The sequence below is a fragment of the Paenibacillus sp. B01 genome, from assembly GCF_009649995.1.
In the GTDB taxonomy this organism is placed as follows: domain Bacteria; phylum Bacillota; class Bacilli; order Paenibacillales; family Paenibacillaceae; genus Paenibacillus_O; species Paenibacillus_O pasadenensis.
Genome location: NZ_CP045802.1, coordinates 200,574 through 223,623, shown reverse-complemented (window position 1 = coordinate 223,623; position 23,050 = coordinate 200,574). Strand labels below are relative to the sequence as shown.

Annotated in this window: 20 protein-coding genes; 5 read left to right on the top strand and 15 right to left on the bottom strand. The window is 65.0% G+C overall.

The genetic code is table 11. The annotated features are described in order from the left end of the window. Positions 1-242: 242 nt before the first annotated feature. The 4 genes from GE073_RS01020 (at position 243) to GE073_RS01005 (ending at position 4,772) form a co-directional block, all read left to right on the top strand. A complete protein-coding gene (locus GE073_RS01020; protein WP_043112042.1) occupies positions 243-929 on the top strand; it encodes a hypothetical protein in 687 nt (228 codons plus the stop codon). Positions 930-1,235: 306 nt separating this feature from the next. Then, entirely contained in the window at positions 1,236-2,522 is a 1,287-nt protein-coding gene (locus GE073_RS01015) for an ABC transporter substrate-binding protein (protein ID WP_180968420.1), read from the top strand. A gap of 223 nt (positions 2,523-2,745) precedes the next feature. After that, complete coding sequence (locus GE073_RS01010; protein WP_028600664.1) at positions 2,746-3,762, top strand: FecCD family ABC transporter permease; 1,017 nt, start codon at positions 2,746-2,748, stop codon at positions 3,760-3,762. Continuing rightward, positions 3,759-4,772: a FecCD family ABC transporter permease gene (locus GE073_RS01005; protein WP_101808329.1), complete on the top strand. Its 1,014-nt coding sequence runs from the start codon at positions 3,759-3,761 to the stop codon at positions 4,770-4,772. The genes GE073_RS01010 and GE073_RS01005 overlap by 4 nt, the downstream gene beginning before the upstream one ends. Positions 4,773-5,025: 253 nt before the next feature. Here the strand turns inward: GE073_RS01005 and GE073_RS01000 are convergent, their stop codons facing one another. The 15 genes from GE073_RS01000 to GE073_RS00930 all read right to left on the bottom strand — a co-directional run bounded on the left by GE073_RS01000 (position 5,026) and on the right by GE073_RS00930 (position 21,495). Then, on the bottom strand, positions 5,026-5,463 hold the full coding sequence (locus GE073_RS01000) for a PH domain-containing protein (protein ID WP_028600666.1): 438 nt from the start codon (positions 5,461-5,463) through the stop codon (positions 5,026-5,028). 208 nt (positions 5,464-5,671) lie between these two features. After that, entirely contained in the window at positions 5,672-5,821 is a 150-nt protein-coding gene (locus GE073_RS00995; RefSeq protein WP_084137598.1) for a DUF1540 domain-containing protein, read from the bottom strand. 289 nt (positions 5,822-6,110) lie between these two features. After that, a complete protein-coding gene (locus GE073_RS00990) occupies positions 6,111-7,718 on the bottom strand; it encodes an ATP-binding protein (RefSeq protein ID WP_084137599.1) in 1,608 nt (535 codons plus the stop codon). A 466-nt stretch (positions 7,719-8,184) separates the two neighbouring features. Next, a complete protein-coding gene (locus GE073_RS00985; protein WP_028600667.1) occupies positions 8,185-9,372 on the bottom strand; it encodes an anhydro-N-acetylmuramic acid kinase in 1,188 nt (395 codons plus the stop codon). After that, the gene (locus tag GE073_RS00980) at positions 9,366-10,316 is read right to left on the bottom strand and encodes an N-acetylglucosamine kinase (protein ID WP_052333646.1); all 951 of its coding nucleotides are present in this window, start codon (positions 10,314-10,316) and stop codon (positions 9,366-9,368) included. The genes GE073_RS00985 and GE073_RS00980 overlap by 7 nt, the downstream gene beginning before the upstream one ends. Before the next feature lie 55 nt (positions 10,317-10,371). Continuing rightward, a complete protein-coding gene (locus tag GE073_RS00975; protein WP_101808328.1) occupies positions 10,372-11,520 on the bottom strand; it encodes an exo-beta-N-acetylmuramidase NamZ family protein in 1,149 nt (382 codons plus the stop codon). A 3-nt stretch (positions 11,521-11,523) separates the two neighbouring features. Beyond that, positions 11,524-12,231 carry a PIG-L deacetylase family protein gene (locus GE073_RS00970; protein WP_101808327.1) on the bottom strand — a complete coding sequence of 236 codons (708 nt, stop codon included), beginning with the start codon at positions 12,229-12,231 and terminating at the stop codon, positions 11,524-11,526. After that, the gene (locus GE073_RS00965; protein ID WP_153782555.1) at positions 12,228-13,214 is read right to left on the bottom strand and encodes a GNAT family N-acetyltransferase; all 987 of its coding nucleotides are present in this window, start codon (positions 13,212-13,214) and stop codon (positions 12,228-12,230) included. Before GE073_RS00965 ends, GE073_RS00970 begins: the two co-directional genes overlap by 4 nt. Before the next feature lie 100 nt (positions 13,215-13,314). Then, the gene (locus tag GE073_RS00960; protein ID WP_028600671.1) at positions 13,315-14,175 is read right to left on the bottom strand and encodes a carbohydrate ABC transporter permease; all 861 of its coding nucleotides are present in this window, start codon (positions 14,173-14,175) and stop codon (positions 13,315-13,317) included. Between the two features lie 18 nt (positions 14,176-14,193). After that, a complete protein-coding gene (locus GE073_RS00955; protein WP_028600672.1) occupies positions 14,194-15,102 on the bottom strand; it encodes a carbohydrate ABC transporter permease in 909 nt (302 codons plus the stop codon). A gap of 107 nt (positions 15,103-15,209) precedes the next feature. Then, complete coding sequence (locus tag GE073_RS00950) at positions 15,210-16,655, bottom strand: ABC transporter substrate-binding protein (RefSeq protein WP_028600673.1); 1,446 nt, start codon at positions 16,653-16,655, stop codon at positions 15,210-15,212. 72 nt (positions 16,656-16,727) lie between these two features. Then, positions 16,728-17,642 (bottom strand): N-acetylmuramic acid 6-phosphate etherase, encoded by a 915-nt coding sequence (gene murQ, locus GE073_RS00945; RefSeq protein WP_028600674.1) that lies wholly within the window; start codon positions 17,640-17,642, stop codon positions 16,728-16,730. Between the two features lie 864 nt (positions 17,643-18,506). Beyond that, positions 18,507-19,766, bottom strand: a complete 1,260-nt coding sequence (locus GE073_RS00940) for an IS256 family transposase (protein WP_153782554.1) — start codon at positions 19,764-19,766, stop codon at positions 18,507-18,509. Between the two features lie 404 nt (positions 19,767-20,170). Further along, positions 20,171-20,605, bottom strand: a complete 435-nt coding sequence (locus tag GE073_RS00935) for a hypothetical protein (RefSeq protein WP_101808324.1) — start codon at positions 20,603-20,605, stop codon at positions 20,171-20,173. A 23-nt stretch (positions 20,606-20,628) separates the two neighbouring features. After that, a complete protein-coding gene (locus GE073_RS00930) occupies positions 20,629-21,495 on the bottom strand; it encodes a MurR/RpiR family transcriptional regulator (RefSeq protein WP_028600676.1) in 867 nt (288 codons plus the stop codon). 277 nt (positions 21,496-21,772) lie between these two features. Between GE073_RS00930 and GE073_RS00925 the strand changes: the two genes are divergently transcribed. Beyond that, on the top strand, positions 21,773-23,047 hold the full coding sequence (locus GE073_RS00925; RefSeq protein ID WP_028600677.1) for a 6-phospho-beta-glucosidase: 1,275 nt from the start codon (positions 21,773-21,775) through the stop codon (positions 23,045-23,047). Positions 23,048-23,050: the final 3 nt, after the last annotated feature.

The following is a 23,050-nucleotide window of genomic DNA, read 5'->3' as shown; positions in this document are numbered from 1 at the left end:
AGATGAAGAGTCGACGATGTACTAGAGCCTAGGAATTTTCCCTTCTTTCGCTCTCCAGCCCCATTCTCCGCACGTTGCACGCCTTCAAGGGACCCTTTCCATCTCTACGTTCTCGTTCTTCGTCGGACAATCCTGTCCATGCAACTGGGGCAATGGCGTGCATACCCAAGCGCATCCATTCTGTCTAAAATGAATTGAGAATGATTTTCAATTAATGCTTTCGCTGCAAATGGGGGATGTCTTTGCTTCAAACACGGCTTCAACAAATAAGGCGGCTTCGAGGAGCCAGCGCTGCCGTCGTCAAAGGCGCTTCCGCTCGTAACGGCGCTTTCGTCCGCAAAGGCGCTTTCGCTCGCAATGCCACTTCCGCTGTCAAAGGCGCGATCGCCCGCAATGCCACTTCCGCTGTCAAAGGCGCGATCGCTCGCAAAAGCGCTTTTGCCGCGCTGCTCGCGATCGCGCTGCTGCTCGGCGGCTGCGCGGCGGGCGCAGGTACGCCGTCCGGCTCCGGCAGAGCGGAGGGCGGCGAAGCTGCCGCTGCCGAGGCGGCCAAGGCCGCTGCCGCTGCCGAAGCGGACGGAGCCGGCCCGGACGCGGCGGGCTGGGCCGGCATCGAGCCGCTGCCGGCCGCCGACGCCGCCGAGGGGCTGCAGCTCAGCCGCGACGCGGTCAAGCAGCTCAAGCAGGCGGCCGAAGCCGGCGACGAGGCGGCATGGCGCGAGCTGGCCGTCCGCCTCGCCGGACTTTGGCTGACGCTCGAGCCCGACTTGAAGAAGCTGGACGAGGCCAAGGCCGAAGCGGCCCAAGCCGACATCGGCCGGCTGCTCCAGCCGGATCCGGCGGCGCCGGAAAGCCCCGTCGACGTGTCGTACCGCCTCTATCAGACGTACCGCGACCTGCAGGAGAAGCTGCAGGGACCGGCGGCTTAAGCCGGCCTTGTGCAGCGCGCCCTCTCCGGCTCTCGCTCCGGAGCCGGACCCTAGCCCAGGCGCAAGCGCCTAAGTCTTCAGCAGGGCCTTTGCCCCGCGTTCGTCCCGTGCTTGCGCCACGCTCGCTCCGCGCCTACGGCACGCTCGCCACGCGCCTGCGCACGCTCGTCCCGCGCCTGCGCACGCTCGTCCCGCGCCTGCGCAACGGCATCGCCGAGTCCGCATCTGCGCTTCGCCCGGATGCTGCTCTGCCGGCCCATTCTCAAGCACCGCCCATTCCACTCGCAGAAAGGTGATCTCCTACCCATGACTCTCGCTCGCAACCGATTCCTCGCCCTCCTCCTGAGCCTCGCTCTCGCGCTCGGGCTGCTCCCGGCCGCAGCCGCCGCAGCGGCTCCAGTCGTCGCGGTCAAGATCAACGGCAGCGCCGCCAGCTTCGGCTCCGTCAAGCCGTCGATCATCGACGGACGCGTCTATCTGCCCGCCGCCGCTTTTGCCGTCAAGCTGAACGCGACGTACCAGGTCGACGCCAAGACGAAGAAGTGGGTCGTCAAGCGCGGCACGCGCACGCTCGGCTTCACCCCCGGCAGCGTCAAGGCGACGCTGAACGGCAAAGCCTACACGCTGGCCGCCGTGCCGGTGACGAAGGGCAAGGACGTGCTCGTGCCGGCCGCTTCCCTGTCCGACGCGCTCGGCGTCTGGACGTCGTGGAACGGCTCCGCCAAGACGCTGTCCGTCCTGACGCAGAAAACCGTCAAGCACGCCATGGGCTCCACGACGCTGAAAAGCGTGCCGCAGCGCGTCGTCGTCCTGTTCAATGGCATGGTCGACACGAGCGTCCTGCTCGGCGTGAAGCCGGTCGGCGCCGTCGAGTCGTACCTGCAGCAGCCTTTCTACGAGTACCTGCGTCCAAGCCTGATCGGCGTAAAAGACCTCGGCGACGAGACGCAGCCGAACCTCGAGGCGATCGCCGCCCTCAAGCCGGACCTCATCATCGGCTCCAAGCTGCGCCACGAGAAGATCGACGGCCAGCTGAACAAGATCGCGCCGACCGTCATGACCGAGGACGTCTTCAGCTGGCAGGACAACCTGAAGTTCGCCGCCGACGTGCTGAACAAGCAGGCCAAGGCCGACGCCTTCCTCGCCAAGTGGGCCTCCCGCACCGCCGACTTCAAGAAGCGGATGGGCGCCGACATCGGCAGCACCGAAGTGACCGTCATGCGCATCAACTACAACGGCACGGCGCGCTTCTACCTGGAAGGCTTCGCCTCCAACATCCTGCGCGACCTCGGCTTCAAATTTCCGAAAGCCCAGACCGACGTGACGAAGGACATCTTCAACATTCCGTCCAAGGAGCAGACGCCGCTGCTCGACGCCGACTACATCTTCGACTTCACGGTCGACTGGGACGGAGACGGCGCGATCTACAAGACGCAGAAGGAATGGATCGACAACGCGCTCTGGTCGAACCTGCGCGCCGTCAAGAACAAGAAGTACTACAAGGTCAACGCCGTCAACTGGAACCTCTCCGGCGGTCCGCTCGCGGCCGACAAGATGCTCGACGACCTGTACTTCTACTTCAACATCGACTAGCCCAGCCTCCGGATCAAAAAAGCCCCGCTTGCCGCGAGCCCGTCCGAAACCGGGCATCGCGGCAAACCGGAGCCCAATGCCGTCCCGCCTCGCGCCGATTCGCGCGGGGCGGGATTTTCCGCGCCATGCGGACGCCGCCCGGACCGATCCCGGCCGGCCCCGCCGCGCGAGACGGCCGCCCGTCCTGATCGGCGCGGCCCCAGAACAGGAGCGATCCCTCACGATGAATTCCACCGGACTGCCCGGCGCCGCGCTCAAGGCCGCCGGGCTGGCAGCGGGCGCGGCGCTGCTGCTGCTCGCCTTCGCCGCCAACATCATGCTCGGCTATACCCGCGTCAGCCTCGACGATGCCTGGGCAGCCGTGACGCGCTACGACGAGACGTCCATGAGCCAGGCCGTCATCCGCCTCACCCGGCTGCCGCGCGCGCTCATCGCCGCGGCCGTCGGCGCAAGCCTCGCCGTGGCCGGCGTCATCATGCAGGCGATCACGCGCAACCCGCTCGCCTCGCCGTCCATTCTCGGCATCAATTCCGGCGCCGCGCTCGCCGTCGTCTTCGCCCTCACCGTGCTCCGCATCGAGAGCCAGACCGGGCTCGCCTGGGCGGCCTTCGGCGGCGCGGCCGCCGCCGCGGCGCTCGTCTACGGGCTAAGCGCCCTCGGCAGCGACAGCCTGTCGCCGCTGCGCATCGTGCTCGCCGGTGCGGCGATGAGCGCGCTGTTCGCCTCCGGCACGCAAGGGCTGCTCGTCCGCAACCAAGCCTCGCTGCAGGACGTGCTATTCTGGCTCAGCGGCTCCATCGCCGGTCGGCCGCTCGGCATCCTGGCCGCCGTCGCCCCTTATATGCTCGCCAGCATGCTGGCCGCATGGCTGCTGGCGCGCCATCTCAACCTGCTCGCCGCCGGCGAGGAGACGGCCAAGGGCCTCGGCCTGCGCGTCCCGCTCGTCAAGCTCGCGGGCGGCGCCGCGATCGTGCTGCTCGCAGGCGGCTCCGTCGCCGTCGCCGGGCCGATCGGCTTCATCGGCCTCGTCATTCCCGTCGTCGCCCGCTTCTTTTCCGGCCTGGACCACCGCTGGATGGTGCCGTACAGCATGCTGCTCGGCGCGGTGCTGCTGCTGGTCGCCGACGTCGCCGCCCGCTACCTGATCATGCCGCGCGAGCTGCCGGTCGGCGTGCTCACCGCGGCCGTCGGCGCGCCGTTCTTCCTCTATATCGCCCGCAAAAGGAGGCGCATCGCATGAGCCGCCGCAACCGCGTCCGCAGAAGCGCCTGGACATGGCCGCTGCTGCTCGGCGGAGCGCTGCTGCTCTCCGGCTTCGCCTATCTGCTGCTCGGGGAGACGTACATCCGTCCCTCCCTCATGCTGCAGGCTCTAGGCGGCGCGGCAGCCGCCGAGCATGTCGTCATCGTGCGCGAGTTCCGCCTCCCGCGCCTCGTCGTCGGCGCTCTGGCCGGCGCGGCGCTCTCCGTTGCCGGCGCGCTGCTGCAGGGCGTGTTCCGCAATCCGCTGGCCGCGCCCGACCTCGTCGGCATCACCGGCGGCGCGGCCGCCGCGGCGGCCGCCTTCCTGACGTTCCGCCCGGCGGAGGTCAGCATCCATTGGCTGCCGGCGGCCGCGATGGCGGGAGCGGCGCTGCTCGCCGCGATCGTCTACGCCGCCGCCTGGAGGAGCGGCGTCGAGCCGGGGCGCCTCATTCTCGTCGGCATCGGCATCGGCGCGCTGTCGTCCGCCTTTACGAGCACGATCCTGCTGCTGAGCTCCGCCTATACCGCCACCGACGCGTACATCTGGCTTACCGGCACCGTCTACGGCACGTCGTGGCAGCATGTGCTGACGCTGCTCCCGTGGACCGTCCTGTTCCTGCTGCTCGCCCTGCGCAGCGTCCGCACGCTGAACGTGCTCATGCTGTCCGACGAGTCGGCCGCCGGCGTCGGCAGCCATGTCGAGCGCAGCCGCAGGGGACTGATCGCGATCAGCGTCGGCCTGGCGGGCTCGGCGGTGGCAATCGGCGGCTCGATCGGCTTCGTCGGCCTCATTGGCCCGCATCTGGCCCGTCAGCTCGTCGGCCCGTCCGCCTCGCGGCTGCTGCCGACGGCGGCGCTCTGCGGCAGCCTCATCGTCGTGCTCGCCGATCTCGTCGCGCGCACCGCCTTCCTGCCCTACGACGTGCCCGTCGGCGTCTTCACCTCCGCGGTCGGCGCGCCGTTCTTCCTATATCTGCTGTATCGCAACCGGCGGACCGGCCGATGATTCCGCTCCAAAAAAAGGGACGAAGCGAGTTGTCGCTTCGTCCCTTGCCCGTTCGTCGGTCGGCACGCGGCTCGTTCGTCGGTCGGTACGCGGCTCGTTCGTCCGTCGGTACGCGGCTCGTTCGTCCGTCGGTACGCGGCTCGTTCGTCCGTCGATGCGCCGCTCGCCGCTTGTCCGTCCGCTCGTCCGCCCGTTCACTCGTCGATCCGCTCGTCCGTCCCTTGCCCGTCCGTTCTTCCGCTGCGCCCCGCCCTCAAAGAGGGCGGTCGTCCCGCTCCAGATCGACGACCAGATGCGGGCATCTCCGCTGCAGCTCCTCGACGAAGCGCTCCCTGTCGCGCGGCGCGATCGGGTACCGGTCGTACGGCCCCGCCGCCAGCTCGAGCCGCCGCAGGGCAAAGAGTCCGATCGGCCAAGCTGATGCAGGCTGGAGATGCAGCAGCTTGCGATAAGGAAGACGCTTGACGATCGGTCCGATCTGGAGCACCAGCTCGTCCTCCTCCAGACGATAGGACGTGCCGAGCCAGATCCAGGCGAGCAGCCCTGCGGTCAGCAGCACGGCGGTCGCCACGGCCTTGGAAGCCGGGCCTCCGCCCTCGGTCCAGCCGATCCAGCCTCCGAGCAGCAGCAGCGCGATCGCCAGCCAGCTCGCGCAGGCCGGGCCGAGCTCTCTTTTTGGCATAAATTTCATCGAACTTCCCTTCCGCTCCTTATCCGTAAAATATTACCATAACCAGATTTTGATTGTACCATAGGACCGAGAGCAGCGGGCAAAGATCTTTTTGAAAAACTTTCTCAAAAGGACTTGATAACAATAATCATTATTGAGTATAGTAAGGAAAGCGAAACGAAAAAGACAGCCGCTGGCACGGCTGCCTGATGAAGAAGATGGTATCGGGTTATTTCGCTTCAAAGGTTTTGCAGTCGGTTTCTTCGGAGTTGCTCGCTTGTCCACGGTTGCTGGTCACATAAATGGACGATGCGTTGCATTTGTTGCCGGAAGCCCAGTTTTTGCAGCTATCCACTTCGCACAGTACGTCTTTAGCCATGAGGTTCACCTCCTGTAGCGTGGATGGCCGTTCCCTTGCATCGATTCAAGCTCGTCCGGAATTGGATTCCGCGCGGGCTTTTCCTCGTTCCAATGGACCGGTGTCCCTTCCATCATAGTCCAACTCGCGGCATCGCGCAAGGCCGCTTCGTTTCCCGCGTCAAAAAAAGCCGAAGCCCTCCCGGGGCTTCGGCTTTGGCGGGCGCGGAGGCAGCAGGCAGCCGGGGCCGGCCAGCCGCTCCAGCGGCCGTTGACGAGCGTGAGCCTGGTGCCGCCGCGCAAAGCGCCGCTTAGGAGGACAGGAACGGATACACGAGCCTGCGGATCTGATAGATCGGAAAATCGAGCACGACGGTCGTGCCCTTCCCCGGCTCGCTCTCGAACCGGATCTGGCTGCCGTGGGCGTCCATGATGCGCTTGACGATCGCGAGGCCGAGGCCGCTCCCGCCTTTTTTGGTCGTGTGGAAAAGCTCCCCGAGGCGCGCCAGCTGATCCTCGCCCATGCCTTCGCCGGTGTCGGCGATCTCGATGCGCTGGCGGCCGTTCCCGGCGCGCAGCCGGACCTCGATGAAGCCGCCCTGCGGCATCGCCTCGGCGGCGTTGCGGAGCACGTTCAGCAGCACCTGCTTGATCTGGTTGCGGTCGCCGTAGACGAGCTCGGCTCCGCCATAGTCCCTTTTGATCCGGATGCCTTCCTGCTTGAACTGGAACTCCATCATCTGCAATGTCTCTTCGACGATCGCGTCGGCCGGCTCCGGCCGGAGCTGCGGCGCCTTTTGCTGGCCGAGCGCCATGAAGTCGGTGACGATCAGCCCGATCCGGTCCAGCTCGCTCAGGATCAGCTCGTAGTGCTCGCGCTTGATCCGGTCGGCGGTGAACTGCAGCATGCCGCGGATGACCGTCAGCGGATTGCGGATCTCATGGGCGATGCCGACCGCGATCTGTCCGGCGAGCACCAGCTTCTCGGAGCCGTGCAGCATGTCGTCGGCGCGCTTGGCGTCGGTCATGTCGCGCAGCATCGCGACGATGAACAGCAGCCGTCCGTCCTCCTCGGTCACCGGCAGGAAGTCGCCCATGTAGTGCCGCTGGCCATCCTTGCTTTTCTCCTTGATCGCGCAGGCGAGGACGGGCTCGGTCCCCTGCTGCACGATCATCTCGCGAAGGGAGGGGCCGATGATCGGCAGCTCCTCGCAGCGATCCCCCTCGGCCGGGCGCTCCAGCTCCATCAGCTCCACGCTGCGGGCGTTCATCGAGACGATGCTGCCCGCAGCGTCCACCAGCACGACGCCGTAGTACGGCGTCTGCAGCAGCGCCTGGGTCAGGATCGCCTGGCGGGCGTTCTGGCGCCGCAGCTCCAGCTCCCGCTCCATCGAGGCGGTCATCGAGCGGAGCAGCGCCATCAGATGGGGATGCACGCTGTCCGCCTGCAGCATGAAGCTGATGCCGCCCCACGGACGCTCGGGATGCTCGCGCAGGTACAGCGGCGCGCTCAGGCAGGCGGTGTCATGGAGCGGCTCGTGGTAATGGTCTGTCCCGACGAGCTGTGCCGGACGTCCAGTCTCCATGCAGGCGGCGATGGAGCTTGGCCACATGTCGCGCGTATAGCCGACTCCCGGGAGGATGCCGTATTTGCAGCCGAGCAGCTCCTCCATCGACTCGTTGCCGCAAAAGCCGAGCAGATGCCCCTCCGAGTCGTTGACCGCGATCAGAATCGGGTCATCGGGAGCCGACTCCAGCAGCTCCTCGGTGAGGGACCGGCATATATCGAGCAGCTCCGCGTAGCGCTCCTGCTGCTCCCGCAGCCGCTGCGGCGAGTAGCGCTGGCGGAACTGCGGCATGACGGAAGGGTCCATGCCGGCGTCCCGGCAAGAGCGCTTCCATTGTTCAAGGGTATTCATCGCATTCTCCTGTAGCGGCGGAGCAGCCGCCCCGCCGATTCATCTTCAATACGATAACCATATCACATTTTATCGCTTCCACGGAGATAAATTAATCGCCATTGCCGTGCGAGAGCAAACGCTTGCTCAGCAGCGGCGCAGCCGGGATTCGAGGGCATGGAGAAGGATCCCGGGAGCGGGAGGGCGGGCGGAAAAGCGCGCAAAGAAAAAAGCCCGGCACGAAGCCGGGCTAGGACGTGTTGGCAAACCCGCTCAGGGGCATCTATCACCGCTTTTTGCCCCCTGCTTGGTCACGCAGGCTCGATGTACCCCCGGTACGCCTTCGCCTCCGTTCCTCGCAGGGACCAAAAATTCGGCCCTATCGGCTTCCTTCAGAGGTTGCAAACACGCCCTTGGGGCTGGAAGGCGACCGACGGTCCGGACCGCGCTCCGGGGCGGCATGCCCCGGACCTCGCCGCGGATGGCGTCAAGGCAGCGCGAGCTTGCCCATGACCGCGGCGCGGGAAGCTCCCGTCACGGAGGGAAGGCTGTTCGGGATGCCGAGCAGGAAATGGTAGCCGAGCATCGCGAACAGCACCGCTTCCTTGGCGTCGCCCGGGATGCCGAGCTCGCCGGAGTCGATGACGCGCTGCTCCGGCAGCCGCTCCGCGAGCATGCGCATGAGCGTACGGTTGCGCGCGCCGCCGCCGCTGACGATGACCTCGTCGATGCGGACTTGCGGCAGGACGAAGCGGCGCAGGGCGCCTTCGATCGAGCGCGCGGTCAGCGCGGTCACCGTCGCGGCCGTATCGGCCGCGGACAGTCCGAGCGATGCGGCGCGGGCCAGCAGCTCGGCGGCATAGTCGGAGCCGAACAGCTCGCGGCCGGTCGACTTGGGCGGCGGCTGGAGGAAGTACGGATGCGCCAGCAGCTCGGCGAGCAGTCCTTCAGACGGCGCGCCTTGAGCCGCCAGCGCTCCGTCTGCGTCGTAGGCGAGGCGGCCGTCCGTCAGCCGCTGCACGACCCGGTCGATGACCATGTTGCCCGGTCCGGTGTCGAAGCCGGCGACGTCGTCCGGACCGGCTCCGGCCGGCAGCACGGTGCAGTTGCCGATGCCGCCGATGTTCTGCAGCAGGCGCCCGCGCTGGGGATGGCGCAGCAGCACGAGATCGCCGTACGGCACGAGCGGCGCTCCTTGGCCGCCGAGGGCCATGTCGGCCGGGCGGAAGTCGCCGACCGCCGGCACGCCGGCGCGGGCGGCCAGCACGGACAGGTCGCCCAGCTGCAGCGTGGACGGCGCCAGGAACGGCGAGCCGGCCGGCGGCTCCGGCATATGCCAGACGGTCTGGCCGTGGGAGCTGACGAAGTCGATGTCGGCCATCGCGAGCCCGGCCTCGTCTGCGGCGGCGCGCGCCGCTTCCGCGAAGCGGCCGCCGAGCCAGGCGTTCATGCCGCACAGGTCCTGCACGTCGGCCGCTCCCGGCTCGCACAGCCGCCGCAGCGCCTCGCGCAGCGGCTCGTCGTACGGCTGCGTATGGAAATGCAGCAGCTGCGCGGTCGTATCCAGCCCCTCGCCCTCGAAGCGGACGACCGCCGCGTCCACGCCGTCGAGCGACGTGCCGGACATGAGGCCGACGGCGAGCGCGTAAGGCCTGCGGGGGCGCCAGCTCAGCATGGCGCGCCCTCCCCGCCGCCTGCGGCTGCGGGCAAGGCGCGGCGCGCGAGCAGCACCGCGCCGCTCGCCGCATCGCGGCTCGCCGCCGTCAGGCGCAGCTGCGGCAGCCGCTCGGCGAGCCGCTCCGCGAAGGCGTCCCGCACCGGCGCGCAGCGCAGCAGCACGCTGCCGAGCGGCGCCAGCTCGCCGCGACCGAGCCCGAGGCGGACCGCGACCGCTTCGGCGAGCTCGGCGAGCGCGCCGGCCGCGCGGCGGGCGATGCCGAGCGCCGCCGCGTCGCCCGCCTCGCAGGCGGGCTGCAGCAGCGGCGCGAGCGCGGCGACGGAGCTTTTGGGACGCGCGGGGTCGTACACCCAGCGTACGAGCTCCGGCAGGCTGCCCGGCTCCAGGCCGAGCTGGCGGAACACGGGCTCGGCCAGCGCCGTCGGCCGCGAGCGCCCGTCGGCGGCGCGCACGATCGCGGCGAGCATGTCGCGGCCGATCGCGTAGCCGCTGCCCTCGTCATCGATCAGATGGCCGAAGCCGCCGGCGCGATGCGTCTCTCCGGCCTCGCTCCGGCCATAGGCGATCGAGCCCGTCCCGGCGATCAGCGCGATGCCGGGACGGCCCTCCAGCGCGCCGGCGAGCGCCGTCTCCTGATCGCCGGCAAGCGTCAGCTCGCCGCGGAACGCCAGCGCCGCCAGCGCGCCGGTCAGGCGCTCCCGCGCCTGCGGGTTGCTGATGCCGGCCGCGCCGACGGCGAGCGAGACGCAGCCCGCGAGCGGCAGTCCGCGGCGTCCCAGCTCGCGCGCCGCCTCCGCGAGCGCCTCCTCGGCCGCGCCTGCGCGCTCGCCGTTGATGTTGAGCGCTCCGACCTCGAAGCGCGCCAGCTCCGTTCCGGCCGCATCCTCCGCGCATACGGTCGTGCGCGTGCCGCCGCCGTCCAGCCCCAGCCAGTAGTCCATGTCTGCCCCTCCCTCTCCGCCGCCCGGCGCGCCGCGCCGGGGCGAAAGCTCCGTTCTAATACAGGTGGTACGCCGCCTTGCGCGCGGCGAACGCCTCGCTGTCCGCGGCGAACCGCTCCAGCAGCGCGTCTGCGTCCGCGGCGCTCTGCATGCCGCGGTACAGGTCTCCGCCGGCCAGCAGGTCGATGAACGGCCGGCCGCCCTCGCGGTACGGAGCGAGGAACTCCGCCTCCGGGAACATCGAGCGCACGGCGAGCAGCAGCCGCACGCCGACCTCGAGCGGACGCACCGCGTCCGTGTCCGTCACATGCACCTGCACGCCGCGGCACAGCGCGCCGGCATGCTTGGACGAGCTCGGCTGGAAGTAGGACGGCCGGAACCGGACGCCCGGCAGCAGCAGCGCGTTCATCTCGGCCGCGAGCCGCTCGGCGTCGACGAACGGCGCGCCGATCTGCTCGAATGGCGCGGCCGTGCCGCGTCCCTCGGACAGGTTCGTGCCCTCGAACAGGCAGGTGCCCGGATAGAGCAGCGCCGTCTCCCAGCGCGGGATGTTCAGCGAAGGCGCGATCCACGGGCGGCCGAGCGCCGGGAAGCGCGCTTCGCGGGACCAGCCGCGGCAGCTCACGACGTACAGCTCCGCGCCCCAGCCCTGCTCGGCGTTGGCCATGACGGCCAGCTCGCCGGCCGTCAGGCCGTAGCGCACCGGCAGCGGATAATCGCCGACGAAGGAGCTGTAGGCCCGGTCGAGCAGCCCGCCCTCGAGCGTGACGCCGTCGAGCGGATTCGGCCGGTCGAGCACGACGAACGGAATGCCCGCCGCCGCGCAGTCCTGCATCGCGTACAGCATCGTGTAGACGTAGGTGTAATACCGCGTGCCGATGTCCTGGATATCATAGACCAGCACATCGATCTTCTCCAGCATGTCCGGCGTCATCCGCTTGGAGTCCTTGCGGTACAGGCTGTATACCGGCACGCCCGTCCGCTCGTCGATGTAGGTGTCGACCAGCCCCCCGGCGGCGATGTCGCCGCGCACGCCGTGCTCCGGCGAGAACATCGCCGCGAGCCCGAAGCGCTCCTGCAGCACGTCGATCGTCGACCGCCACTCGGCGTCGATGCCGGTCGGGCCGGTAATGAGCCCGATCCGCCGTCCTTGCAGCACCGGAGCGGCCTCGCCGATCCGGTCGATCCCGAATTCAATCGCCATGAGCTACAGCTCCTGCTGGCGCAGGCGCATCGTTTCCGCCGGAATCATGAACGTCTCCGCATACAGGCCGCGCATCTCGCAGCCGCGCACGCGCGCCAGGCTCTGGTAATAGTCCATGTAGGCGAACGACTTGCTGCCGGTGACGAACCAGTGCGTGGACAGCGCCTCGATCCACAGGTCGAACGCCTGCTGGTCGAAGCCGACATAGACGTACGGCACGTAGCCGACCGCGTCCTCCCAGTTCTCGCCGTAGTACAGCTTGCCCGCGAAATGCGCCGGACGCTCGCGCTCCATCGCCTTGAGCCCCGCGAAGAAGCGGGCGTCGTTCACGATGCGATGCGTCGTCGCATGGTCCTTGTGCATGCTATTGCAGTGATGCGTGATGATGATGTCCGGCTTGACCTCGCGGATGACGTCGCAGACGCGCAGGCGGATCGCCTCGTCATCCGGTATTTCGCCGTCCGGAATTTCGAACACGCGCGCCTCGCCGCCGAGCATGCCCGCGAACGTATGCGCCTCGCGCACCTTCTGCTCGCGGTATTCGTGCACGTCCTGTCCCTCGGGCACGCCGCGCTCCCCGGCCGTCAGCGCCAGCGTCGCGATCTTGTCTCCCTTGAGATAATGGCTGGCCAGCACGCCTCCGGCGACCAGCTCCACGTCGCCGACATGCGCTCCGATGCCCAGTATCGTCAGCTGCTTTCTTTCGCTCATGATCCGATCCCTTCCTTTCTCATGACGGCGAATGTTTTCGCCGTCTTGAATCCGGCTTTGTCGTAGATGCGCAGAGCAGGGTTCTCGCTCCCGGTAAACAGCGTCATGTAGTCGGTGCCGATCGATCGGAACGCCTCGCAGAGCGAGAAGAACAGCAGGCTGCCGAGCCCGTGCCCCTCATGCTCCGGATGGACGCCGATGCCGGCAAAATAGCCGCGGCCGCTCGGCTCGCGCACGACCGGACCGGCGAAGCCGACGAGCCGGCTGCCGTAGACGGCCGCGACGACCGGCACGCCGCGCGCGGCGCAGTCCGCAATCTCGCGCTGCCAGAGCGGATTGCCGAGCGCGTCCAGCAGCTCCTCCAGCCCCGTGTGGCGGGTCGGATCGAGCCTCTCGACGGCATAGCCTTCGGCGGCGGCGCGCGATCTTTTCAGCAGGATGGACTCCGGCACCTCGAAGTGCGCGAGATCCAGGTGCATCCCGTGCTGCAGCGAGCGCTCGGCGTAGCCGGCCTCCAGCAGCAGCCGGTGCAGCGTGCCGCCAGCCGGCGCTCCCGGCGCGTTGTTGTGCTCGTGGCCGGGCGTGCCCGGCACGAGCCACGGCAGCCGCATCGGGTTGAAGAACAGCACGTCGGCCTGCGTCTTGCCCAGCTCGGCGAAGCGCCGCTCCAGACGGGACAGCAGCTCCCGCCGCAGTCTGTCCGCCTCGGCCTCGCCGAGCGCGGCGTCCGCCAGCACGCAGGTGATGTAGCCGGCCTGCGCGCCGAGCGGCAGCTCGTCGCCCGTGCAGCCGATCGCCAGCCCCCGCAGCTCGCCGCCAGCCTCGGCGACGAACGCGGTACCCGGGTCGAACTGCGGATGCTCCGCGATCAGCGCCGCGAACCCGGCTTCATCCAGCGGCTTGTAGCCGTCGCGGACGGCTTCCCGGTTCCAGAGCGCGAGCGCGCCCCGGCGGTCTTCCTCGTTCCAGTTGCGGATCGTCATGATGGTTCCCTCCTGCCGGCGCGGCCGGTCGGGCCGGCGATGCGCCAGCTGCATCAAGCGGAAGGGCGGCCCGCAGGGGGCCGCCCTCTGCGACATCGGCTCAGCCTTTGACCGCGCCGACGGTCACGCCTTCCAGGAAATACTTTTGCAGGCTGAAGAACAGGATGAACATCGGCAGCGCCGATACGGTCGCTCCCGCCATCATCGGCGCGAAGTAGGTCGTGTTGGCGAAGCGGAAGTTCTTGAGGCCGACCTGGATCGTCTGCATGTCCATCGTGTTCGTGACGAGGAACGGCCAGAAGAAGGTGTTCCACGACTCCATGAAGGTGAGGATCGCCATGACCGCCATGACCGTCTTGGACAGCGGCATGACGATGCGCGTCAAAATCTGGAACTGGCTGCAGCCCTCGACCTTGGCGCTCTCCAGAATCTCCTTGGGGATGGAGCTCATGAACTGCTTCGCCAGGAAGATGTTGTACACCGTGACCAGGCTCGGCGCGATCAGCGCCCGATACGTATTGGAGATGTCGAAGACGTTCACGATCAGGATGTAGAGCGGCACCTGCGTCACCTGATATGGAATCATCATGGCGCCGAGCAGGATGGCGAACAGCACCTTGCTGCCCCGGAAGGAAATCTTGGCGAACGCGTAGCCCGCCATCGTGGCGAACACGACGTTGGACACCATCGTCACGGTCGCGACGAGCAGGGAGTTGGCGAGCCAGCGGTACGAGTACTCGCTGTAGTTGAAGAAGAACTTATAGGACTCCAGCGAGAACTTTTCCGGCCAGATCGAGTAGCTGACCGCGCCCGCCTCGATCGGATCTCCGAAGGAGGAGATGATCATGAAGTAGATCGGAAACAGCGTCGCCAGCGCGAACAGCAGAAGGAGGATGATGATGACCGCATTGCGGGCGCTCTTCAGGAGAGAGTTGCCTAAGTGATTGTTGTATAAGCCCATGTCCTGGCCTCCTTCCGCTTAATATTCCACGTCCTTGCCCAGGAACTTGAACTGGACGAAGGCCATGATGGCGATGACGAGCGCGAGCACGAGCGATTGCGCGGCGGCGTCGCCGAATTCGAAGTACTTGAACGCCGTGTCGAAGATGAGCAGGCCGACCATCGTCGTGCTGTGGTCCGGTCCGCCGCCGGTCATCAGGTAGGCGTTCTGGAACACCTGGAACGACCCGATGACGCCGGTGACGAGCAGGAACAGCGTCGTCGGCTTGAGGCACGGGATGACGATATGCCACATCTTCTGCAGGAACGAAGCGCCGTCGATGTCGGCGGCCTCGTAATAGCTGTTGTCGATGCCCAGCAGGGCGGCGACGTAGATGATGATGCTGGTGCCGTGGCTGGACAGCCAGCTCATGAGCACGAGCGAGAACATCGAGGTGGAGCTGGAGCCGAGCCAGTTCTGGCTGGGGATGCCGAATGCGCCGAGCAGCTGGTTGAGGATGCCGCCCTGCATCGGATCGAAGATCCACAGCCAGACGACGGACAGCGCGACGCCGGAGGCGACCGCCGGCAGGTAGTAGATGGCCTTGAAGCTGGTCTGCATCCATTTGCGCAGCGGCATGATGAGGATCGCCACGCCGAAGCTGAGCAGCAGCGCCACCGGAACGGTGAGCAAGGTGTAGATGACGGTGTTGCCCATCGCTTTCCAGAACAGCGCGCTCTTGAAGACGTTCTCGTAATTCTCGAATCCGACATAGGTGGAGCCGAGCGGCTGATAATTCTGGAAGCTGATGATGAAGGCGCTGATGACGGGATAAGCCGTGAACATGGCGTAGACGACGAGGGCGACGGCGATGAAGGCGTACGCCCACCCGCCATCCCCGCGGTTCAGCCGGTTACGGGTTTTGATGGTCGAAGCTTCTCGTGCCATGATGCAGGACTCCTTTCCGCTTCCGCTGATCGGGCATGGGGGACTTTGAAGCAGGTCCGATAAAAGAGATCGGATAGCCGCGGGGGGCGGCTATCCGAGGCAGGAAATCAGTCTTGTACGACTCCGTCCGCGCCGAACGTATCGATCGCGGCTTTCTTCACGTCCTCGTACATTTTTTCCGGCGTCGTCTCGCCTGCAAGCAGCGATTGCAGCTTCGGCACGATGACTTCCGTCTCCAGCTTGATCGCCTTGGCCGCGAGCTCGGCCGGGATGTCCGGACGGGCCGGCGCCGCCGTGGAGAGCAGATGCTCGACCGCAGCTTTGTTGTAGTCGCTCTGCTTGCTCTCGATGCTCTTCATCGCTTCGCGGGAGCTCTTCGTGATCGGCGCGGAGAACAGCTCGCTGTTCGTCGTCGCGGCGACTTGGCCGCTGGCCAGGAAGTAGGCGGCCTTGGCGACGTTCGCCTTATGCTCGGCCGTCGGCTCCTTCTTGCCGCGGAACGTGACGTAGCCGTCGACGATCGCGTTGGCGACCGCAGGCTGGCCGGCGAAGGAAGGCACCGGGAGCACGACGTAATCCGTCTTGATGCTGTCCTTGACGGCACTGCCGTCGTTGGCGTCGAGCTTCTCGTTGTTGAGGCGCGAGGAGTTCTCGAACACCGCCATGCCCTTGCCCGTAATCATCGTCTGGCCGGTCAGGAACATGTTCCAGCGCTTGCCGGCGTCGATGGAGCTGAGCTCCTTGGGCATCGAGCCGTCGTCGATCATCTGGCGGATGTTCGTGAGCAGCGTCAGGTAGTTCTTGCTCGTGTAGGCGTACTTCAGATCCTTGTCGAAGGCGGCCGGCATGCCGGCGTTCTTGACGAGGATGCCGAGGTAGTCCTTGGAGGTGACGCCGGCGGTGGCGAAGACGAAGCCGTAGCGCTTGGTCGTATCGCCTTCCTTCACGACGCCCTTCTTGATCGCCTCGCGGAACTCGTCGAACGTCCAGCCGCTCTGCTGGATCTTCTTCCAGTCGATGCCGGCTTCCTCCAGGAACGGCTTGTTGCCGCCGATCGCATGGACCTCCATGTAGGCCGGGAAGCCGAACAGGCCTTCGCCGTTGTACATATATTTAAGCGGACCTTCGTCGAAGTCGGCGATCATCTCCGGCGTGACGACGTCCTTGATGTCCATCACCATGCCCATCGGGACGTACTTGGCGATGCCCTCCGAGCCCATGAAGGCGATGTCCGGCGGGCTGCCGGCGTTGACCTGGGTATCGAGCTTCTGGGTCATGTCCTCCCAGCTGGCCGGCTCGATCTTGAGCGTGAGGTTCGGATACTGCTTGTTGAATTCCGTTTCCATCTGCTTGAAGTTGGCCTGGAAGTTCGCCGATACCGGCGGCAGCAGCGCCGTAATCGTATCCTTCGCCGCCGCGGCGCCTTCTCCTCCCGTGTTGCCGGCCGCGTTGCCAGCCGGCTCGTTGCCGTTGTTGGAGCCGCAGGCGCCGAGCACGCCGGCCGCGACGGTGAGAGCGAGTACACTTGCCGTCAATCTTGATCTTTTTGTCATGGTTCAAGATCCTCCCTTTTTAAATAGACAAGTTCGTATATGGGAATCGCATGACGCAGTCGCCGGCTTCGTTCAGCCCGCTCCGGCGCAGATGCGGATTGCCTCCTTGAGATTGCCGGAGCTGTGCTGCAGCGCCTGGCGCGCTTCCTCGGGCTCGAGGCCGGTCTGAAGCATCATGATGGCGAGCTTGGTGTCCTTCGACGCCCGCTCGAGCGCGTCGGCCGCCTGAGCCTCGCTCGCGCCGGTCGCCCGGACGATGATGCGCAGCGAGCGGTCGTGCAGTTTCTTGTTGCTCGCCTTGAGGTCGACCATGAGGTTGTTGTACGTCTTGCCGAGCTTCACCATCGTGCATGTGCTGAGCATGTTGAGCACGAGCTTCTGGGCGGTGCCCGCCTTGAGCCGGGTCGAGCCCGCGATCACTTCATTACCGACGACCGGAGCGATGCAAATGTCGCAGACTTCGGCGACTTTCGTGTTTTTATTGTTCACGAGGCCGATCGCCGCCGCTCCGATCTCCTGCGCCCGCCGCAGCGCCTCGATGACAAACGCCGCGCTGCCGCTGGCGGAGATGCCGACGACCGCGTCGCGGCGGGTGACGCCGATCCGGTCGATCAGCGCGCGGCCCTCGTCGCCGTCGTCCTCGCAGCCCTCGACCGCCGTCCGCAGCGCGACGTCTCCGCCGGCGATATGGCCCTGGACGAGGGCCGGGTCCGTGCCGAAGGTCGGCGGACACTCGGAGGCGTCCAGCACGCCGAGCCTGCCGGATGTGCCGGCTCCGATGTAATATAATCTGCCACCCTGCGCAAGAGCGGCATGTATGGCGTCGACCGCTTCCATGATGCGCGGAATCTCCGCCTCGACCGCCTCGGGCACCTTCGAGTCCTCCCGGTTGAGCAGCCGCAGCATCTCCTCGGTCGAGCACTCGTCGATCGACATCGAATCGGGATTGATCCCTTCCGTAGTCAGGCCGGCAAGGTATTCGTTCATTTTCATTCCCCTAACCTGCGATCATCTGGAAGCGGTTACCTCAAGCCTCCGTCCGATCTTGATAAACTTCGTATGACGTACCCCAATCGTATCGAAACGCTCCGAATTGGTCAATAGTTTTTGAAATTTATTTTTATAGTGGAACTTAATGTTGGAGTTTTAATACAGAATTTTGTCAAAACGAAAGGGTTTGTGGGAGTTAAGTTAACATAGTTCGTCCCGGCTGTCAGTCGCTGTCGGAACGCCAATTTCAGGGAAGCGGTTGCGGCTTCGGCCGGGAAGCGGTTGCAGGATCGGCCGGAGAAAATCCTGCCTCAGGGCGCATGGAGAGGATGCTCCGCGGGCGATCGTTTTATGCGTTTAGGTGGATGGGGGGCGGGGACGGAATTCCTGGGGATGTTCGCTGACGCCGCTCCAGGGACGGAACCTCTTTCCGATTCCGCTGAAGCCCAGATTCCTCTGATCTCCTTTTCCGAAACGGAAGGAATCCGGCCTTCAAGGGAACCGCTGCCGCTTCTCCAAGAGGTTTCCGTCCCCTCCGCTCCCTGCCTCACGCCTACCTCGAAGGTCAGTTACTCGATTACTTAAACCCTGCCGCACGCCTACCTCGTATCCCAGTAACTCGATTTTTTCGACTTAACCCCTGCCTCACGCGTATCTCGAAGCCGAGTTACTCGGGTTTTCCGCGTATCTCCCCCATCCGAACGCACATCCGACCCGAGTTACTCGGTTTTTCCGCGTATCTTCCCCATCCAGACGCACATCCGACCCGAGTTACTCGGGTTTTCCGCGTACCTCCCTCATCCAGAGGTCAAGTCCATAATTGTGTGTAAAAACACTTCTCGGTAGAAAATGGAATCGGGTTTATAGGCTGTCCGTCGCTTCCGTCATGGTGGTGCTGGTTTCCTGCTCCTCCGAGCCGGCGCCCTGAGTGGCTTTCTGCTTCTTCCACGCCTTGAAGTCCGTCATGTCCATGTACGGCTTCTTCGTCATCCAGTACTCGTTCTCTTCCATGAGCATGGCTCCGATGAGGCGAAGGACGGAAGCGCGATTGGGAAAGATGCGGATGACCGTCTCGCGCCTGCGGATCTCCCCGTTCAGGCGTTCCATGCCGTTGGAGGTGCGCAGCCGCACGCGGTAGGCCTCCGGGAAGGCCAGCACCGCGACGGCGTCCTCGAACCCGTCCTCCAGTATTTTCATCGCTTTGGGTGCTGTCTCGGCATACGCCTCAAGCGTCTGTTCGAGATAGGAACGAGCCGTCTTCATGTCGGGCGCATCGAAGATCGATCGGACGCGACTCTTGATTTCGCTTTGGAGCGCTTTGGGCGCTGCGTTCAGCACGTTCTTGATGAAGTGCGTCTGGCACCGCTGCCACGAGACCCCTTGAAACTCCTTCTCGATGGCCTTGACCAGCCCGCCATGGTAGTCGCTCGTGACGAGCTCTACGCCGTGCAGGCCGCGCTCCTTCAGCCAGCGGAAGTAGGCGCCCCAGCTCTCCTCCGACTCGGTGTCGTCAACGCGCAGGCCCAGAATTTCACGCCGGCCTTGCTCGTTCACGCCGTAGCCCACCAGAACGCCTCGAGAACAGATGCGGCCTTCTTCACGCACCTTCACGTAGATCGCATCGATGGTGATGAAGGGGAAGGCGTGGTCGGCCAGAGAGCGGTTGTTCCAGTCGTGGACAGCCGGGTCCAGCTGCTTGCACAGGTGGCTGACCGTTGACTTGGAGAACTCGGTTCCACACAGCTCCTCGGTGATTTTAGTCACCTTGCGCGTCGACACGCCGTTGATGACCATTTCCATGAGCGAGAGCACCAGCGCTTGCTCGCTGCGCTGATACCGGGCGAAAAGCTCGGTAGAAAAGGAGCCGTCCCGAAACCGGGGGACGCGCAAGGTGACGCTGCCAGCGCGGGTAATGACGTCGCGCTCGTAGCTGCCGTTGCGATAGCCCTTGCGCTCGCTGGTGCGCTCGTACGTCTGCGCCGCCAGCTGATCCGTCGCCTGGGCTGTCAGCACCTGATTCAGCACCGTCTCCAGCAAGCGGGCCACTCCCGCGTCCCGATCGGTTCCGATAAACAGCTGGTGCAAAATGTCCTGATCTACGGTAATCTGGTATGGAGTCATGTGTAGGCACTCTCCTTGGAATGTTGGTCTCGACAACTTCCATTCTAACCGAGAGTCCTACCATGGCTTTCCTTTTTATGGTCAGGAGCATTTTACACAATTATATGGACTTAACTCATCCAGACGTCATCCGACCCGAGTTACTCGGTTTTTCCGCGTAACTCCGCCATCCGGACGTACATTGAACCCGAGTTACTCGGTTTTTCCGCGTATCTCTCCCATCCGGACGTACATTCGACCCAAGTTACTCGGTTTTTCCGCGTATCTCCCCTATCCGGACGCACATCCAACCCGTGTTACTCGATTTTTCCGCGTTTCTCCCTCATCCGGACGCACATTCGCCCCGAGTTACTCGGTTTTTCCGCGTAACTCCGCCGTTCGGGCATTCGTTCGAGCCGAGTTGCTCATTGTCCTGAGTGCTGCAACCCGGTTTTGTCGGGTTGCAGCACCTCGAACACGCTGGACCGACTCTGCAACCCGATTTTTCCGGGTTGCAGCACCTCGAATACGCTGGACCGACTCTGCAACCCGATTTTGTCGGGTTGCAGCACCTCGAACACGCTGGACCGACTCTGCAACCCGATTTTGTCGGGTTGCGGCACCTCGAACACGCTGGGCCGACTCTGCAACCCGATTTTGTCGGGTTGCGGCACCTCGAACACGCTGGACCGACTCTGCAACCCGATTTTGTCGGGTTGCAGCACCTCGAACACTCTGGGCCGACTCTGCAACCCGATTTTTCCGGGTTGCAGCAAGCCGGAGAGCCGACAAAAAAGCACCCGCCGGTCCATACGGCGGATGCTCAAGGGAAGGCCATGCCCGGACAGCTCGCCGGACATGGCGGCGCCAGGCCCCAGCGCCGCTAGCGGCGGCGGCGCTTGCTGGCGATGATGTTGCGGCTGCGGGTCAAATAATGCTTGACCTCCTGATAGTCGGCGCTCGCCACGCCGGTGAACAGCATGTCCACCACCGTCAGCATGGCGATGCGCGAGCCCATCGCGCCGCTGCGGATCGTCACCTCCGGCGTCGAGATGCTGAGCAGCAGGTCGGCCCGCTCGGACAGCTCGCTTTTGCCGTATTTGGTGATGGCGATCGTGCGCGCTCCCGTCTTGGACACGATGTCGAGCGCGTCGAGGATCTCCTCGGTGCCGCCGGAGTTGGAGATGAAGATCGCCGCGTCCTTGTCGGAGACGAGCGTCGCCGCCGTGAGCTGGCTGTGCCCGTCCAGATAGGCGTGGCAGTTCTTGTTGATGCGCGTGAACTTCTGCTCGGCATCGAGGCAGATGAGTCCGGAAGCCCCGATCCCGAACAGGAAGATGCGGCTGCAGGTGCGAAGAACCTGCACCGCCTGGTCGACGGCGTCGCGGTCGATCAGGCTCAGCGTATCTTCGATGGAGCGTATATTGTTGCGTGCCGTGTTGGAAATGATCGTCTGCAGGTCATCTCCCGGCTGGATGTCCGTGTACTGTCCGCTGTCCGGCTCTTCCTTGCCGCCCATCGCCGCCGAGATGCTGACGATGAAGCTGCGGTAGCCGTTGTAGCCCATCGTCTTGCAGAAGCGCAGCACCGAGGCGTCGCTCGTGCGGCTGCCCATGGCAAGGTTCTTGATGGAGAGATGCGGAATCTCTTCCTTGTTTTCCAGAATGTATTCGGCGACTCGCCGTTCGACAGGAGTGAGACTGTCCTTGCGTTCCCGGATCTTGATCAATACGTTGTCGTTGATAGCCATAAGCCGCCTCCTGCCGTTGATCTGATACAGCGCCATAATCGTATACGCTAGAACCGGGAATTACAAGAGCGGCAGAGGGGGAAAAACCGAGGAAAACGCCGATTTGCTCAGGAAAATCGCCGTCATTCGTCCATAAAATTATATTTTGGTTTTTTATTATTTTTTGAAATATTAATTTAACTTTCCGCTCGACACCCTCGCCTCCTGTGCTACAATAGCGTCACAGAGCGAGGAATCAGAGCGGCTTCGCCGCCAGAGGGAAAGGGATGGATAAAGGATGAAGATCGCGATCATCGGAGCAGGCAGCACCTATACCCCGGAGCTGATGGAGGGCATCATCAAGCGCAGCGGCTCGCTGCCGGTCCGGGAGCTGGCGTTGATGGACATCGACGCGCGCAAGCTCGACATCGTCGGCGACCTGAGCGCGCGCATGGCCGCGGCGGCCGGCATGGACTGCCGCGTCGTCAAGACGCAGGAGCTCGACGAGGCGCTGAGCGGAGCGGACTTCGTGTTGGGCCAGATCCGCGTCGGCAAGCTGCCGGCGCGCGTGCTCGACGAGCAGATCCCGCTGAAATACGGGATGATCGGCCAGGAAACCTGCGGCATCGGCGGCTTTTTCAAGGCGATGCGGACGATCCCGGTCATGCTGGACATCGCGCGGAGGATGGAGACGCTTTGTCCGGACGCTTGGCTGATCAACTTTTCCAACCCGGCGGGCATCCTCACGGAAGCGATCCTGAACCACAGCAAGATCAAGATGCTCGGCCTGTGCAACGTGCCCTACAACATGACCAAGAGCATCCGCTCCAAGATGGAGCTGCCCGAGGCGCGCCTCACCTACGTCGGCCTCAACCATCTGAGCTGGATCACCGGCATCGAGCAGGACGGCCGCGACTACCTGCAGGACGCGCTCGCCCAGGGGCTGAACAGCGAGACGATGAAGAACATCCCCTCGTCGGGCTTCAGCCAGGAGCTGGTGCAGACGATCGGAGCGATCCCTTCTTCGTACCTGGAGTATTACTACTTCAAGAACAAGAAGCTCGACCTGCTGAAAAAAGCCGAGCAGTCGCGCGGCCAGCGCTGCATGGAGATCGAGGAGGAGCTGCTGGGCCTGTATGAGGACGCCAAGCTCCACACCAAGCCGGAGCTGCTCGCCTCGCGCGGCGGCGCCAACTACTCCGAGGTGGCGATCAGCCTCGTCGACGCCATCTGGAACGACAAGCAGGAGGAGCATGTCGTCAACCTGCTGAACCAAGGCGCGCTCGACTTCATGGAGGATACGGACGCGGTGGAGATCACGGCGGTCATCGGCAAGGACGGCGCCAAGCCGATCCCGGTGCGCGGCCTCGACAACGCCCATATCCGCGATTACATGCGCATGGTCAAGGCGTACGAGCGCGAGACGGTGGAGGCGGCGGTGAGCGGCAGCGAGGAGGCGGCGATGCGCGCGCTGCTCATGAACCCGCTCGTCGGCGACTACGATGCGGCCCGCGCCTGCTTCGACGAGCTGAAGGAAGCGCATCGGGACTATCTGCCGCAATTCCGCTCGTAAGCG

Coding starts and splice junctions, on each gene's coding strand:
- GE073_RS01015 (WP_180968420.1), top strand. CDS start 1,236: ATGACTCTCGCTCGCAACCGATTCCTCGCCCTCCTCCTGAGCCTCGCT.
- GE073_RS01010 (WP_028600664.1), top strand. CDS start 2,746: ATGAATTCCACCGGACTGCCCGGCGCCGCGCTCAAGGCCGCCGGGCTG.
- GE073_RS01005 (WP_101808329.1), top strand. CDS start 3,759: ATGAGCCGCCGCAACCGCGTCCGCAGAAGCGCCTGGACATGGCCGCTG.
- GE073_RS01000 (WP_028600666.1), bottom strand. CDS start 5,463: ATGAAATTTATGCCAAAAAGAGAGCTCGGCCCGGCCTGCGCGAGCTGG.
- GE073_RS00995 (WP_084137598.1), bottom strand. CDS start 5,821: ATGGCTAAAGACGTACTGTGCGAAGTGGATAGCTGCAAAAACTGGGCT.
- GE073_RS00990 (WP_084137599.1), bottom strand. CDS start 7,718: ATGAATACCCTTGAACAATGGAAGCGCTCTTGCCGGGACGCCGGCATG.
- GE073_RS00985 (WP_028600667.1), bottom strand. CDS start 9,372: ATGCTGAGCTGGCGCCCCCGCAGGCCTTACGCGCTCGCCGTCGGCCTC.
- GE073_RS00980 (WP_052333646.1), bottom strand. CDS start 10,316: ATGGACTACTGGCTGGGGCTGGACGGCGGCGGCACGCGCACGACCGTA.
- GE073_RS00975 (WP_101808328.1), bottom strand. CDS start 11,520: ATGGCGATTGAATTCGGGATCGACCGGATCGGCGAGGCCGCTCCGGTG.
- GE073_RS00970 (WP_101808327.1), bottom strand. CDS start 12,231: ATGAGCGAAAGAAAGCAGCTGACGATACTGGGCATCGGAGCGCATGTC.
- GE073_RS00965 (WP_153782555.1), bottom strand. CDS start 13,214: ATGACGATCCGCAACTGGAACGAGGAAGACCGCCGGGGCGCGCTCGCG.
- GE073_RS00960 (WP_028600671.1), bottom strand. CDS start 14,175: ATGGGCTTATACAACAATCACTTAGGCAACTCTCTCCTGAAGAGCGCC.
- GE073_RS00955 (WP_028600672.1), bottom strand. CDS start 15,102: ATGGCACGAGAAGCTTCGACCATCAAAACCCGTAACCGGCTGAACCGC.
- GE073_RS00950 (WP_028600673.1), bottom strand. CDS start 16,655: ATGACAAAAAGATCAAGATTGACGGCAAGTGTACTCGCTCTCACCGTC.
- murQ (WP_028600674.1), bottom strand. CDS start 17,642: ATGAACGAATACCTTGCCGGCCTGACTACGGAAGGGATCAATCCCGAT.
- GE073_RS00940 (WP_153782554.1), bottom strand. CDS start 19,766: ATGACTCCATACCAGATTACCGTAGATCAGGACATTTTGCACCAGCTG.
- GE073_RS00935 (WP_101808324.1), bottom strand. CDS start 20,605: ATGTCCGGCGAGCTGTCCGGGCATGGCCTTCCCTTGAGCATCCGCCGT.
- GE073_RS00930 (WP_028600676.1), bottom strand. CDS start 21,495: ATGGCTATCAACGACAACGTATTGATCAAGATCCGGGAACGCAAGGAC.
- GE073_RS00925 (WP_028600677.1), top strand. CDS start 21,773: ATGAAGATCGCGATCATCGGAGCAGGCAGCACCTATACCCCGGAGCTG.